The sequence below is a fragment of the Pseudomonas sp. S5F11 genome (assembly GCF_019641515.1).
GTDB lineage: Bacteria > Pseudomonadota > Gammaproteobacteria > Pseudomonadales > Pseudomonadaceae > Aquipseudomonas > Aquipseudomonas rhodesiae.
Map to the genome: position 1 here is coordinate 2,492,208 of NZ_JAIFJZ010000001.1, position 15,004 is coordinate 2,507,211.

Below are 15,004 nucleotides of genomic sequence, written 5' to 3' on the forward strand. Positions count from 1 at the left end.
GTTTCCTCACCGCTCGATCAGCGCAATGCGCTTGTTGTACCAGTTCATCAGCAGGGAAATGCTGATGCTGATCGCCAGGTACACGCTCATGGTGATGGCAATGACTTCGATCGCCTGGCCGGTCTGGTTGAGCACCGTGCCGGCAAACAGCGAAACCATTTCCGGGTAACCGATACCGGCGGCCAACGACGAGTTCTTCGCCAGGTTCAGGTATTGGCTGGTCAGCGGCGGAATGATCACCCGCAGGGCCTGCGGGATGATGACCTTGCGCAGCGTCGGACCGTTACGCAGGCCCAGGGAGCGAGCGGCTTCGGTCTGGCCATGGCTGACGGACTTGATGCCCGAGCGCACGATCTCGGCGATAAACGCTGCCGTGTACACCGTCAGTGCCAGGGTCAGCGCCAGCAGTTCGGGGATCAATACCCAGCCGCCGACAAAGTTGAAGCCTTGCAGCTTGGGCATTTCCCAGTGCAGCGGCACGCCGAAGATCAACGCGCACAGTGTCGGGATCACGATGAACAGCGCCAGGCCCGCCCAGAACTTATGGAACGGCACGCCCGTGGCTTCAAAGCGTTTATTGGCCCAGCGCGCCATCATCACGATTGCCACGATGGCCAGCACAATGCTCGCCAAGAACGGCCAGAAACCGTCAGCGGCCAGCGCCGCCGGCATGTTCAGGCCACGGCTACTGACAAAGAAGGTATCGCCGAAATTATGGCTGTTGCGCGGCCCTGGCATGGTCAGGAACACGGCGAAGTACCAGAACAGGATCTGCAACAACGGCGGGATGTTGCGGAAAACTTCCACGTATACCGTCGCCAGTTTGTTGATCATCCAGTTCGACGACAGGCGCGCCACGCCGATGATAAAGCCCAGCAAGGTGGCCAGAATCACGCCGATGAACGTCACCAGCAAGGTGTTGAGCAGGCCGATCACGAAGACCCGGGCGTAGCTGTCCGATTCGGTGTAATCGATCAAATGCTGCGCGATGCCGAAGCCGGCACTGCGTTCAAGAAAGTCGAAACCCGAGGTGATGCCCCGGTGCTGAAGGTTGGTCTGGGTATTGTTGAAGAGGTACCAGCCCAGCGAGACCACCGCCACAATCGTGATGATCTGGAAGAGCCACGCACGCACTTTGGGGTCGCTGAAGCTGAGCTTCTGCTTGGGTGCGCCGATTTGATTTTGCATGAAGTGCCCCGGAAAGAATGGAACAGAACATCACCCGGCGGTTGGCCCACCGGGTGACAGAACCATCAGCGATCAGCGCACAGGCGGTGCGTATTGAATGCCGCCGTTGTTCCACAGTGCGTTCAGGCCACGGTCGATTTCCAGCGGGGTGCTCTTGCCCAGGTTGCGCTCGAACACTTCACCGTAGTTACCGACTTGCTTGACGATCTGTACGACCCAGTCCTTCTTCACTTTCAGGTCTTTGCCGTATTCACCGTCAGCGCCCAACAGACGAGCTACGTCCGGGTTCTTGGTGGACTTGGCTTCAGCCTCGACGTTCTTGGAAGTGATACCGGCCTCTTCCGCGTTGAGCATGGCATAGCCTACCCAGCGCACGATGGCCAGCCACTCGTCGTCGCCGTTACGCACGACCGGGCCCAGTGGTTCCTTGGAAATGGTTTCCGGCAGTACCACGTAATCCTTCGGCGAGGCCAACTTGCTGCGCTGGGCGAACAGTTGGGACTTGTCGGAGGTCAGCACGTCGCAACGCCCGGATTCGAGCGACTTGGCGCTTTCGTCGGAGGTGTCGAAGGTGATCGGGGTGTATTTCAGACCGTTGCCACGGAAGTAGTCGGAAACGTTCAGCTCGGTGGTGGTACCGGCCTGGATGCAGATGGTTGCACCGTCCAGTTCCTTGGCGCTTTTGACGCCCAGCTTGTTGTTAACCAGGAAGCCGATGCCATCGTAATAGGTAATGAAACCCGGGAATTTCAGGCCCATGCCCGCATCGCGGGAGCTGGTCATGGTGGTGTTACGGGACAGAATGTCGACTTCGCCCGATTGCAGCGCGGTGAAACGCTCTTTGGCATTCAACTGGCTGAATTTGACCTTGGTGGCGTCACCGAAGACGGCAGCCGCCACAGCGCGGCATACGTCAGCGTCGATCCCCAGGATCTTGCCGCTGGCATCCGGTACCGAGAAACCCGGCAAGCCGTCACTCACGCCACACTGTACAAAGCCTTTCTTCTGCACAGCGTCCAGGGTTGCGCCGGCTTGGGCGAAACCGCTGACACCCAGTACAGCGGCCGCGCATACGATGGCCAGGGTGGATTTCAATACCTTCATTCAAACCTCCAGTTTTGCTCTTGTTGTGTCGGAGCTCGAATCCCAGCGCACCCTTATGAGGCGATATTGACCCGTGTTGGCTTTTTTTAGGGTCAAGCGGCATGGGACTGTCGCATTAATTCCAGCGGCTATCTCCCAAGCGGCACTCACTGATAGTGTTACCGACCGAGGATAGTTCTGACATCGACCTACACATAGCAAGCGCCGTACCAGAGTGACGGCTGAGTCGTTTCAGCCCAGGTTCAAGGGTAAAAGATTCAACGTTGCGACATCTTGTTAACAAATCAACCCACTGCGCACCGTTCCGACGCACCCAATCGGAGCGAGCGCACGTTTATGGAGCGAACATGACCGACCCCCTTATTCTTCAGCCCGCCAAGCCTGCCGATGCCTGTGTTATCTGGCTGCATGGCCTGGGTGCCGATCGCTATGACTTCATGCCCGTAGCCGAAGCCCTACAGGAAGATCTGCTGTCCACCCGATTCGTCTTGCCCCAGGCACCGATCCGTCCGGTAACGATCAACGGCGGTTACGAGATGCCCAGCTGGTACGACATAACGGCCATGAGCCCCGCCCGCTCCATCAGCCTGGAAGAGCTGGAAATTTCGGCGCAAACCGTAATGGATTTGATCGAAGCGCAAAAAAGAACCGGGATAGACGCGTCGCGAATTTTCCTCGCGGGGTTCTCCCAAGGCGGCGCCGTGGTTTACCACACCGCTTTTCTGAAGTGGCAGGGACCGCTGGGTGGCGTGATCGCCCTCTCCACCTATGCCCCCACGTTCAGCGATGAGCTGGAGTTATCCGCCAGTCAACAGCGCATTCCGACCCTTTGCCTGCACGGCCAGTACGACGACGTGGTGCAGAACGCCATGGGTCGTACAGCAATGGAGTACTTGAAGCACCATGGTGTCACCGTGACATGGCAGGAATACCCAATGGGACACGAAGTGTTACCTGAAGAGATACAAGACATTGGGCAATGGCTGAGCGACCGCCTGCGCTGAAACCCTCGCTTTATGTAGCCGTATGACAGACGCACTACGCCGCGCCCGAATCTTGCATTACACTGGCCGGCGTATATTCCTTAACCAATTAATGAGATCACCGTGCTCAAAGCACTCAAGAAGATGTTCGGCAAAAGCGAGGCTGAGCCGCTCGCGCCTGTTCCCAGCGCCCCTGTCCCGACGCCCGGCAGCCGCAATGACGGTCAACAGCCCGGCCGGACCGCACCTGTGGCCCCGCCCAGGAAGCCATCGGTGACCGCGCCCGAACAGACTGCACCGGCTGAGGCCACGCCAGCCCCGCAAGCCAAAGCACCGCGCCGTCAACGTGCGCCCAAACCGCCGGTCACCCCATGGAAACTCGAAGACTTCGTCGTCGAGCCCCAGGAAGGCAAGACCCGCTTCCATGACTTCAAGCTGGCTCCGGAACTGATGCACGCCATCCAGGACCTGGGCTTCCCGTACTGCACGCCGATCCAGGCGCAGGTGCTGGGCTTTACCCTGGCCGGCAAAGACGCCATCGGCCGCGCGCAGACCGGCACCGGCAAGACCGCCGCGTTCCTGATCTCGATCATTACCCAACTGCTGCAAACGCCGCCGCCCAAAGAACGTTACATGGGCGAACCGCGCGCGCTGATCATCGCGCCAACCCGCGAGTTGGTGGTACAGATCGCCAAGGACGCTGCCGACCTGACCAAGTACACCGGCCTCAACGTCATGACGTTCGTAGGCGGCATGGACTTCGACAAGCAGCTCAAGCACCTCGAAGCCCGCCACTGCGACATCCTGGTTGCCACCCCGGGTCGCCTGCTGGACTTCAACCAGCGCGGCGACGTGCATTTGGACATGGTCGAAGTGATGGTGCTGGACGAGGCCGACCGCATGCTCGACATGGGCTTTATCCCACAGGTACGCCAGATCATTCGCCAGACCCCGCCGAAAAGCGAGCGTCAGACCCTGCTGTTCTCCGCGACCTTCACCGAAGACGTGATGAACCTTGCCAAGCAATGGACCACCGACCCATCGATCGTGGAGATCGAAGCGGAAAACGTCGCCAGCGAAAACGTCGAGCAGCACATCTATGCCGTGGCCGGTGCCGACAAATACAAACTGCTCTACAACCTGGTCAACGACAACGGTTGGGAGCGGGTGATGGTGTTCGCCAACCGCAAGGACGAAGTGCGCCGCATCGAAGAACGCCTGGTGCGTGACGGCGTGAACGCCGCGCAACTGTCCGGCGACGTGCCTCAGCACAAGCGCATCAAGACCCTGGAAGGTTTCCGCGAAGGCAAGATTCGCGTGCTGGTGGCCACCGACGTGGCAGGCCGCGGGATTCACATCGACGGCATCAGCCATGTGATCAACTTCACTCTGCCGGAAGTGCCGGACGACTATGTACACCGCATCGGCCGTACTGGCCGCGCCGGAGCGGCGGGTGTGTCGATCAGCTTTGCCGGGGAAGATGACTCGTATCAGTTGCCGTCGATCGAAGCGCTGCTGGGGCGCAAGATCAGCTGCGAGACACCGCCGACGCATCTATTGCGGGCCGTAGAGCGCAAACGCCCGTAAGCTGGAATGCGATAAAAAGTGGGAGGGGGCTTGCCCCCGATAGCTATGGCACATTCAACACCTCTGTTGACTGACACACTGCTATCGGGGGCGAGCCCCCTCCCACATTTAATTTCAGCTGATTTTTGACCGTACTACTTCCAGCGATCCGCCGCAGTGTGGTCGCTGTCTCGCCCTTCCACCCAGCGCGCACCTTCCGGTGTGTTTTCCTTCTTCCAGAACGGCGCACGGGTCTTCAGATAATCCATCACAAACGCACAGGCGTCGAACGCCGCCTGGCGATGGGCACTGGCAGCCGCGACGAACACAATCGGCTCGCCCGGCTCCAGGGCGCCGACGCGGTGCAGCACTTCCAGTTTGAGCAATGGCCAGCGCTGCTCGGCTTCGGCGGTGATCTTGGCCAGGGCCTTTTCGGTCATGCCCGGATAATGTTCGAGGAACATGCCAGACACATCGCGCCCATCGTTGAAGTCGCGCACGTAGCCAACAAAGCTCACCACCGCGCCCACGCCTACATTCGCGGCGTGCATGGCATTGACTTGCGCACCCGGATCAAAGGCCTCCACCTGCACACGAATGGCCACGTTCAGCCTCCGGTCACGGGCGGAAAAAACGCCACGTCATCACCGGCCAAGACCGGTTCGTCCAGATCACACAACTCCTCGTTGCGCGCGCACATCAGGCTCGCCTCGTTAAGTACGGCGAACTCGGGGTCGCTGGCCAAGGCCAGGCGCACGGCATCCACGGTGGCAAACTCGCCTTCCATCTCCAGCGAATCGAAGCCCACCGCCTCGGCGTAACGCGCAAAAAACAATACGTTGATGCTCATGCCTGGTCTGCCTTGAAATGCCCGCTCTTGCCGCCGAGTTTTTCCAGCAGGCGAATGTTTTCGATGGTCATGCCGCGATCCACCGCCTTGCACATATCGTAAATGGTCAGCGCGGCGACGCTGGCGGCGGTCAACGCTTCCATCTCCACGCCGGTCTGCCCCGAGAGCTTGCAGCGCGCGACGATATGTACGGTATTTTCCCCTTCAGCGGCCAGCTCGACCTTGACGCCCGTCAGCATCAGCGGATGGCACAGGGGAATCAGATCACTGGTCTTTTTGGCCGCCTGGATCCCGGCGATACGGGCCACGGCGAACACGTCGCCCTTGGGGTGGGCACCGTCGACAATCATTTTGAGGGTCTCGGGCAGCATGCGCACCCGCGCTTCGGCCACCGCCTCACGGAACGTCACGGACTTGTCGGTGACGTCGACCATATGGGCGCGACCTTGGGAATCGAGATGAGTCAGCACGAGGCCTCCTTGAGGCAGCAAAAAAGCTAAAAGCTGCAAGCGGCAGGTCAAAAGCTCACCGGACCCACTTGCAGCTTGTAGCTTAAAGCTTGCGACTCAGAGATGCGACTCTGCGTATTCCGCCAGAATCGAGCGAGGCACCCCTTGCAGCGCGATATGCACGCCGTTCGGGAAATCCTTGAAGCGTTCGGTCAGGTAGGTCAGCCCGGAACTGGTCGCGGACAGGTAAGGGGTGTCGATCTGTGCCAGGTTGCCCAGGCACACCACTTTGGAACCGGCGCCGGCACGGGTGATGATGGTTTTCATCTGGTGCGGCGTGAGGTTCTGGCATTCGTCGATCAGGATCAGGCTCTGCTGGAAGCTGCGACCTCGGATGTAGTTGAGGGATTTGAACTGCAACGGCACTTTGCTGAGGATGTAGTCGACGCTGCCATGGGTGTTTTCGTCATCCATGTGCAAGGCTTCGAGGTTGTCGGTGATCGCCCCCAGCCACGGTTCCATTTTTTCCGCTTCGGTGCCGGGCAGGAAGCCGATTTCCTGGTCCAGGCCCTGCACGCTGCGGGTGGCGATGATGCGGCGATAGCGCTTGGTGACCATGGTCTGTTCGATGGCGGCCGCCAGGGCCAGGATGGTTTTACCGGAACCGGCGGCACCGGTCAGGTTCACCAGATGGATATCCGGATCCAACAGCGCATACAGCGCCAGGCTTTGGTAGATATCACGCGGTTTCAGGCCCCAGGCTTCCTGGTGCAACAGGGGTTCCTGATGCAGGTCGAGGATCAGCAGCTTGTCGACCTGGATCTCTTTGATCCAGCCCACGAAGCCCTGTTCGTCGATGATGAATTCATTGATATGCACCGCCGGCAGGTTGTCGATCAGTTGTACCTGATGCCAGGTGCGGCCATGGTCCTGACGGGTTTCCACCTTGCTGACACGGTCCCAGAACGAACCGGTCATGGTGTGATACCCACGGGATAGCATCGAAACGTCGTCGACCAGTTGGTCGGTGCTGTAGTCCTCGGCCGCGATCCCACATGCGCGAGCCTTGAGGCGCATATTGATGTCTTTGGTCACCAGCACCAGACGCAGGTCCTTGTCACGCGCGTGCAGGTCGATCAATTGGTTGATGATTTTGTTGTCGTTCAGGTTTTCCGGCAGCAGGCTGTTGGGCTCGCTGCGCTTGCTCATCAGAATCGACAGCAAGCCCTTGGGTCCGCTCTTGCCGCGCTGGATCGGCACACCGACTTCAACATCTTCAGGCGAGGCCTCGCCCAGGGTCTTGTCGATCAGGCGGATGGCCTGGCGACATTCGGCGGCAACGCTGTGGTGGCCGCTTTTGAGTTTGTCGAGCTCCTCAAGCACGATCATCGGGATGGCGACGTGGTGTTCTTCGAAATTGAGCAGTGCGTTTGGATCGTGGATCAATACATTCGTATCAAGCACATAAAGGATTGGCTGGTCGGAAGAAGGGTTACGTCCATGATCATCCATACTCGGTCACCTTTTGTGGGAGCCAGTCGACGCAATACCTGGGCGGTGCTGCGCCTCGATTCGACCACCGAATGCACCTGAGTGACGTCAAGTGCATGCCCACATGAGGAGTCTTGGAAGACGCCACCTGTGCTGCAGGTTTCGGCGATCTGACTTCGTAATACCGCAAAACGTGTGACAGGAAAAAGCACTTTGACGCTTTTTTGAAGTTTATTTTTCAGGATGACGAATAGCACTAGCCGAGTGCCAGCTGCGCCGTTAAAGTCGGAAGTCCGCCTGCATCGAAATGTCGCACAAAATCACCCCGAAACTTGCGCAAACCCAACAGGGCCGTGCACTTCATCGAAACGCTTCGCGACAGTCCTGCCAACCCAGGCCGCTCTGGGCGGTCGCCTGCAGCAACCACGGCAATGCCACCCGCGCCTTGTCCTGAGTGTCGTGAAACACAATCACGCCTTTGCGCCATAACAGCATCAGCGTGAGCACGCGCTGCGCCGATTCTTCAGCCTTGAGCTTGCCCGGCTCGTCCTGGGAATCGATGTCCCACAACGCCACCTGCAAGCCCTGTGATTGGAAAAACCCCTGGCTGTCCGCGCGGCGCTGGCCATAGGGTGGGCGAAACAGCGGCAGGTAGTTTTCCGGCATCAGGTTCTGCACCAGCGCAGCGCTGCGGGTGATCGAGCTTTGCCAGTCCACCCAATGGCTATGGGAACGGTACTGCCAGCCCTGGGTGCCCACACACTGGCCTTGGTACAGCGCCTGCACGTCGGCGGCGGAGCTGCGCTCCACGCGGGTTTGCAGGCTGCTACCGAGGACAAAGAACACCCCGTTCATCTTCTGTTTGCGCAGATAGTCGGCCAGCCAATCGGTGTTGCCGCTGACGGGCGCGGGGCCGCCGTCGAAGGTCAGCAGGAACAGGCGGTCATTGAATTCATCGCCATTGCGTTCATGGTCGCCGAACCGCGCAACCTCGCTGCTGATCTGCGGAAACAGCGCGGCCTTGCGCAGCAGTTCGTCCAGGTAGCGCTCATGGAAGGCATGGCTGGGGGCGGCCCAATCTATATAGAAGGAGCTTTCGCTGATCTGGAACTTGCCGGCCTCCTCGCGAAGGTCGTCCATGTTTTCCACCAGGTAGCAGAACGACGCATCCACCTCGCAACTCTGCTGGGCGACGCTGTAGTTCTCCAGCAAGCGTTGCCACAGCTCACGGCGCAGGTCGTTGATGGCCGCCAGGTTGATGATCTTCAATCCCAGGCGTTGTTTAAGAGCCGCTTCATCCTGGGACTCGCTGGCCAGCAGGCTGTGGGCGAACATCAGGATTTCGGCGCGCGAGCCCACATCGAACAGCGCCGGCGTGCTGAGCTTTTCGGGCCAGATGCCACGGTCCAGGCTGGCCACGTCCACCGGCGCGGCCTGGGCGCTTAGGCACAACAGACAAGCGGACAATAAAAGCGCTATTCGCACACAGGGTCTCCCTCTCCAGAACTACCGGCCATCATAGCGGATCGCGCCTATCGCCATCATAGGTGGAGTCAAATCGCCCCAGCCCCTAGAATCGCGCCCACGATTACAGGAGCCAACTTCATGCTGATGGTGATTTCCCCCGCCAAAACCCTCGATTTCGAGTCAAAGCCGGTCACTGCGCGCTTCACCCAGCCGCAGTACCTGGATCACTCACAGGAACTGATCGAGCAACTGCGCGAATTCAGCCCGGCGCAGATCAGCGAATTGATGCACGTCTCCGACAAGATCGGCGGCCTGAATGCCGCGCGCTTTGGCAGTTGGACGCCCGCCTTCACCCCCGAAAACGCCAAGCAGGCCCTGCTGGCCTTCAAGGGCGACGTGTATACCGGCTTGAACGCGGAAACGTTCAGCGACGCCGATTTCAGCTACGCCCAGGACCACCTGCGCATGCTCTCAGGCCTGTATGGCCTGCTGCGCCCGCTGGACCTGATGATGCCGTATCGTCTGGAAATGGGCACCAAACTGGCCAACGCCCGTGGCAAGGACCTGTACGCCTTCTGGGGCGCACGCATCAGCGAATGGCTCAACGAAGCCCTGGCCGCCCAAGGTGACGATGTGCTACTCAACCTAGCGTCCAACGAGTACTTTTCGGCAGTCAAACGCACGGCCCTGAACGCGCGGATCATCAACACCGAGTTCAAGGACCTGAAAAACGGCCAGTACAAAATCATCAGTTTCTACGCAAAAAAGGCGCGCGGCATGATGAGCCGTTTTGTGATCGAAGAACGCATCAATGACCCCGAAAAGCTCAAGGGGTTTGATGTGCAAGGCTACCGCTTCAATGCGGAGCAGTCTAAGCCGGACAACCTGGTGTTTCTGCGCGACCACGCACCGGAATAAGGCCGTACCCGCCTCTCTCAGACAAAAAAATGCAGATGTGGGAGGGGGCTTGCCCCCGATGGCAGCGCATCAGTCGATACATAAATTGACTGACACAACGCAATCGGGGGCAGGTGCCTCCCACCTATCTGTTTGCACTGCAGATCAAAAATCGTCATTTATTTGACGTCAAAAAATATCACGACACAACCCTATCAATAGTTTCACTCGACATTCATCGTTTTTTTTCGTAGTGGCACCGGTTTTTTTTCACACTAGTGGCACAAAACTATCCCCACGCGCCAACTCCCCACAACTACTGGCCCAAATAGCAAGTGCTATCAATATAGTACTAGTGCCATCTCCTCTCGTATTTCAAGAAATTTCTGGAAACAGGATGAGCGGCTAGGAACTTCATCCTAAAGCGCCGCTCATACCACCGGTAACGAAATTCTCGGTTTCTGTAAGAGATGACTTACATGGCGACCAACGGAAGTAGCGAAGTTGTCATATTCAACTTCGACTCATGGGTCATATTACCAACTGATTAGTTAAAGGCGGCGATAAGGAATTATTGCCACAAACTATAAGGCTAAGGTCGTGCTTACCCCAATGGGTCAGTGACACATCCCAAGGCTTTGATATTTAAAGGCTTATTGCCCCTATCAAAGCTCTGCGGCACTGGCGCCATGCCCTTCTCCCAGGAAGGCTGGCTGCATTTGAGGGCAGGCCCCAATAACAAGGCCACGTTGCGCACAACTTGAGTGCAATTGTTAGACACTCACTATTTAACATGCCTGTACACGGTAAGTCGGCGTCTATTCGCCTAACTTTCGTGGAAACAGTGACGCTTGCAAACATGAACTCCGGCCATCTATTGGCATGATTAACACCGTCTTCAATGACAATGAGGTAAATGCGATGCGCATCAGCATATTTGGTTTGGGTTACGTTGGCGCAGTCTGTGCCGGTTGCCTGTCTGCCCGTGGCCACGAAGTGGTCGGCGTGGACATCTCCAAGGAAAAGATCGACCTGATCAACGCTGGCAAATCGCCAATCGTTGAACCGGGTCTGGGCGAACTGTTGAGCCAGGGTATCCAAACGGGTCGACTGCGCGGCACCACCAACTTCGCCGAAGCCATCCGCGATACCGACCTGTCGATGATTTGCGTCGGCACGCCGAGCAAGAAAAACGGCGACCTGGAACTCAACTACATCGAATCGGTATGCCGCGAGATCGGTTTTGTCCTGCGTGACAAGACCACCCGCCACACCATCGTGGTGCGCAGCACCGTGTTGCCGGGCACCGTCGCTAACGTGGTGATCCCAATCCTCGAAGACTGCTCCGGCAAGAAAGCAGGCGTCGATTTCGGCGTCGCGGTCAACCCCGAATTCCTGCGCGAATCTACCGCCATCGCCGACTACGACCTGCCACCGATGACCGTCATCGGCGAATTCGACACAGCCTCCGGCGATGTCCTGCAGTCGCTGTACGAAGAACTCGACGCACCGATCATCCGCAAGGACATCGCCGTCGCCGAGATGATCAAGTACACCTGCAACGTGTGGCACGCCACCAAAGTCACCTTCGCCAACGAAATCGGCAACATCGCCAAAGCGGTCGGTGTCGACGGTCGCGAAGTGATGGAAGTGGTCTGCCAGGACAAGACCCTCAACCTGTCCCAGTACTACATGCGCCCAGGTTTCGCCTTCGGCGGCTCGTGCCTGCCAAAAGATGTTCGCGCCCTGACTTACCGCGCCGGCTCCCTGGACGTGGAAGCACCGCTGCTCAACTCCCTGATGCGCAGCAACGAGTCCCAGGTGCAGAACGCCTTCGACATCGTCTCCAGCCACGACAAACGCAAAGTCGCCCTGTTGGGCCTGAGCTTCAAGGCCGGTACCGATGACCTGCGTGAAAGCCCGCTGGTCGAGCTGGCCGAGATGCTGATCGGCAAGGGCTACGACCTGAGCATCTACGACAGCAACGTCGAATACGCGCGTGTTCACGGCGCCAACAAGGATTACATCGAAGGCAAGATCCCCCACGTGTCGTCCCTGCTCAACTCGGACTTCGACGATGTGATCAACAACTCCGACGTGATCATCCTGGGCAACCGCGACGAGAAGTTCCGCGCCCTGGCCCATAACGCGCCGGAAGGTAAGCAAGTGGTCGATCTGGTGGGCTTCATGTCCAAGGCCACCAGCGCGAGCGGCCGTACTGAAGGCATTTGCTGGTAACAGCAACGGCAAGTTTCAAGCTGCAAGCGTCCTTATCCCCAGCGCTTGCAGCTTGAAGCCTTCTTCACCTTCGGATGACGCTTATGTCCACGCTAAAACACGTACTCCTCCAATCCGCCGGCTGGCTGTTGTTTCTGAGCCTGCTGATGGGACTCGCCCTGCTGTTGCCGGCGAGTACGTTCGACTCCGAGTCGAAGAATTTTATTTTCCTGATTGGCGCCGTCGGTATCTGGCGCTACTCGATGGGCGCTACGCATTTCTTTCGCGGCATGCTGTTCCTGTATGTGGTCTACCCGCACCTGCGCCGCAAAGTCCGCAAGCTGGGCAAGGCTGCCGACCCGTCCCATGTGTTTCTGATGGTCACCAGTTTCCGCATCGATGCCCTGACCACTGCCCAGGTGTACAGCTCGGTGATCCGTGAAGCGATCGACTGTGGCTTCCCGACCACCGTGGTCTGCTCCCTGGTGGAAATGTCCGATGAGCTGCTGGTCAAGAGCTTGTGGGAAAAGATGAACCCACCAGAACACGTCAAGCTCGACTTCGTGCGTATCGCCGGCACCGGCAAGCGCGACGGCCTGGCCTTCGGTTTCCGTGCTATTTCGCGTCACTTGCCGGATGACCGCGCGGTCGTGGCGGTGATCGACGGCGACACCGTGCTCGCCGAAGGCGTTGTACGCAAGACCGTGCCGTGGTTCCAGCTGTTCGGCAACGTCGGCGGCCTGACCACCAACGAGTTCTGCGAAGTGCGCGGCGGTTACATCATGAGCGAGTGGCACAAGCTGCGCTTCGCCCAACGCCACATCAACATGTGTTCCATGGCCCTGTCCAAGCGCGTACTGACCATGACCGGTCGTATGTCGGTATTCCGCGCCAGCGTGGTCACCGACCCGGGCTTTATTGCTGACGTGGAAAGCGACTCGCTGCAACACTGGCGCCTGGGCCGTTTCAAGTTCCTCACCGGTGATGACAAGTCCAGCTGGTTCAGCCTGATGCGCTTGGGCTACGACACGTTCTACGTGCCGGATGCCGCGATCAACACCGTGGAACACCCGCCGGAAAAGAGCTTTATCAAGGCCAGCCGCAAGCTGATGTTCCGCTGGTACGGCAACAACCTGCGTCAGAACTCCCGTGCCCTGGGCCTGGGTGTGCGTCGCCTGGGTCTGTTCACCAGCATCGTGTTGTTCGATCAGCGCGTGTCGATGTGGACTTCGCTGCTCGGCCTGACCGTGGCAATCATCGCCACCTTCAAGTACGGCGGCGCATTCATCCTCGCGTACCTGCTGTGGATCGGCATCACCCGCCTGATCCTGACCCTGCTGCTGTCGTGCTCCGGCCACAAGATCGGCCCGGCCTACCCGCTGATTCTCTATTACAACCAGATCATGGGCGCGTTGGTGAAGATCTACGTGTTCTTCCGCCTTGATCAACAGTCCTGGACCCGCCAGGACACCAAACTGACCCGCGATTTGGCCAGCTTTCAACGTTGGTTCAACACCTGGTCGTCTCGGACCATGACCTTCTCCGCCGGCAGCATTTTCGTCGCCGTGTTGCTGATGATGGTCTGACCCAGCCAAGCCTGAATTAACCTAGGAATTACACCGTCATGAACAGCCAAGTAAACGCCAACGTTGTCCACGAATCCGAAGCCCAGCGTCAGCACGCCCGGGTCAAAATCCCGGCCAAGCTGCGCTTTTTCAACACTGACCGCAGCCAGACCGAAGCACGGGTGATCGACCTGTCCGCCGGCGGCCTGGCGTTCACCGCCACCCAGCCGCTGAACGTGGGTGAAGTGCACAAGGGTCGTCTGCAATTCGTCATCGATAACCTTGGCTTGGCCATGGACGTCGAGCTGCAGATTCGCTCCTACGACCGCCAGACCGGCCGCACCGGTTGCCAGTTCCAGAACCTCGACGCCCAGGATATTTCCACCCTGCGCCACCTGATCACCTCGCATCTGTCCGGTGACATCGTGACCATGGGCGACGTGCTGGCGACTCTGCAGCGCGACAACTTCACCAAGGCGCGCAAGGTCAAGGACGGCGGCAGCAACATGAGCGCCTTCGGTCGCTTGCGTGCCGTGACCTTCAGCCTGGCGATCTTCCTGGTGGGCTTGGCAGCGTTCGGGTTCGTCTTCAAGTCGATCTACAGCATGTACTTTGTCAGCCACGCCCAGGCCGGCCTGGTCAGCGTACCGGGCATGAACGTGACCATGCCGCGCGACGGCACCGTGCAGAGCCTGCTCAAAGGTGATGCGGTCGCCGCCAAGGGCGCGCCGCTGGCCACCTTCAGCACCAGCATGCTCGATGTGCTCAAAGGCCACCTCGACGAAGACCAACTGCAACCGGCCAAAGTCGAAGAGCTGTTCGGCAAGCAAATGACCGGCACCCTGACTTCGCCCTGCGATTGCGTGGTGGCGCAGCAACTGGTCGCCGACGGCCAATACGCCAGCAAGGGCGACGTGATCTTCCAACTGGTTCCACGCGGCAGCGAAGCCAACGTCGAAGCGCGCTTCACCTATCGCCAGTTCGCCGACGTGCGCCCAGGTACACCGGTGAGCTTCCAGGTCGCCGACGAAGAACAGACCCGCACCGGCACCATCGTCAGCAGCACCAGCCTGAACAGCGCCGACCTGTCCTCCGACATCCGCGTGCAGATCAAGCCTGATGCCCCGCTGGACAGCACCTACGCCGGCCGCCCGGTGGAAGTGATCAGCGACCGCGGCCCATCGCTGAACTGGCTGATCGACAAAGCCATGGCTCACGGTCTGTAAG

13 protein-coding genes are annotated in these 15,004 nt (G+C 59.0%); 6 read left to right on the forward strand and 7 right to left on the reverse strand.

The window, feature by feature from the left end:
* Nucleotides 1-6: 6 nt before the first annotated feature.
* On the reverse strand, nucleotides 7-1,188 hold the full coding sequence (locus K1567_RS11265; RefSeq protein WP_099312812.1) for an amino acid ABC transporter permease: 1,182 nt from the start codon (nucleotides 1,186-1,188) through the stop codon (nucleotides 7-9).
* 72 nt (nucleotides 1,189-1,260) lie between these two features.
* Entirely contained in the window at nucleotides 1,261-2,292 is a 1,032-nt protein-coding gene (locus K1567_RS11270; protein WP_034096005.1) for an amino acid ABC transporter substrate-binding protein, read from the reverse strand.
* A 347-nt stretch (nucleotides 2,293-2,639) separates the two neighbouring features.
* Between K1567_RS11270 and K1567_RS11275 the strand changes: the two genes are divergently transcribed.
* Both K1567_RS11275 and rhlB read left to right on the forward strand, forming a co-directional pair.
* Nucleotides 2,640-3,296, forward strand: coding sequence for an alpha/beta hydrolase (locus tag K1567_RS11275; RefSeq protein WP_034096004.1), 657 nt, complete (start codon nucleotides 2,640-2,642; stop codon nucleotides 3,294-3,296).
* Nucleotides 3,297-3,392: 96 nt separating this feature from the next.
* Nucleotides 3,393-4,862 (forward strand): ATP-dependent RNA helicase RhlB, encoded by a 1,470-nt coding sequence (gene rhlB, locus K1567_RS11280; protein ID WP_034111841.1) that lies wholly within the window; start codon nucleotides 3,393-3,395, stop codon nucleotides 4,860-4,862.
* Nucleotides 4,863-4,996: 134 nt separating this feature from the next.
* Here the strand turns inward: rhlB and moaE are convergent, their stop codons facing one another.
* The 5 genes from moaE to K1567_RS11305 all read right to left on the reverse strand — a co-directional run bounded on the left by moaE (nucleotide 4,997) and on the right by K1567_RS11305 (nucleotide 9,116).
* A complete protein-coding gene (gene moaE / locus K1567_RS11285) occupies nucleotides 4,997-5,446 on the reverse strand; it encodes a molybdopterin synthase catalytic subunit MoaE (RefSeq protein WP_169868833.1) in 450 nt (149 codons plus the stop codon).
* 2 nt (nucleotides 5,447-5,448) lie between these two features.
* Nucleotides 5,449-5,691, reverse strand: a complete 243-nt coding sequence (locus tag K1567_RS11290; RefSeq protein ID WP_034096001.1) for a MoaD/ThiS family protein — start codon at nucleotides 5,689-5,691, stop codon at nucleotides 5,449-5,451.
* Complete coding sequence (moaC, locus tag K1567_RS11295; protein ID WP_034096000.1) at nucleotides 5,688-6,161, reverse strand: cyclic pyranopterin monophosphate synthase MoaC; 474 nt, start codon at nucleotides 6,159-6,161, stop codon at nucleotides 5,688-5,690. Before moaC ends, K1567_RS11290 begins: the two co-directional genes overlap by 4 nt.
* A 96-nt stretch (nucleotides 6,162-6,257) precedes the next feature.
* Entirely contained in the window at nucleotides 6,258-7,652 is a 1,395-nt protein-coding gene (locus K1567_RS11300) for a PhoH family protein (protein ID WP_024073562.1), read from the reverse strand.
* A gap of 339 nt (nucleotides 7,653-7,991) precedes the next feature.
* Entirely contained in the window at nucleotides 7,992-9,116 is a 1,125-nt protein-coding gene (locus K1567_RS11305) for a polysaccharide deacetylase family protein (protein WP_034095999.1), read from the reverse strand.
* A gap of 120 nt (nucleotides 9,117-9,236) precedes the next feature.
* Between K1567_RS11305 and yaaA the strand changes: the two genes are divergently transcribed.
* The 4 genes from yaaA to K1567_RS11325 all read left to right on the forward strand — a co-directional run bounded on the left by yaaA (nucleotide 9,237) and on the right by K1567_RS11325 (nucleotide 15,003).
* Nucleotides 9,237-10,016, forward strand: coding sequence for a peroxide stress protein YaaA (gene yaaA, locus K1567_RS11310; RefSeq protein WP_034095998.1), 780 nt, complete (start codon nucleotides 9,237-9,239; stop codon nucleotides 10,014-10,016).
* A 900-nt stretch (nucleotides 10,017-10,916) separates the two neighbouring features.
* Complete coding sequence (locus K1567_RS11315; RefSeq protein WP_034096763.1) at nucleotides 10,917-12,233, forward strand: nucleotide sugar dehydrogenase; 1,317 nt, start codon at nucleotides 10,917-10,919, stop codon at nucleotides 12,231-12,233.
* 74 nt (nucleotides 12,234-12,307) lie between these two features.
* Nucleotides 12,308-13,798, forward strand: coding sequence for a mannuronan synthase (gene alg8, locus K1567_RS11320; protein WP_034095997.1), 1,491 nt, complete (start codon nucleotides 12,308-12,310; stop codon nucleotides 13,796-13,798).
* Nucleotides 13,799-13,836: 38 nt separating this feature from the next.
* Nucleotides 13,837-15,003, forward strand: coding sequence for an alginate biosynthesis protein Alg44 (locus K1567_RS11325; RefSeq protein WP_034095996.1), 1,167 nt, complete (start codon nucleotides 13,837-13,839; stop codon nucleotides 15,001-15,003).
* Nucleotide 15,004: the final 1 nt, after the last annotated feature.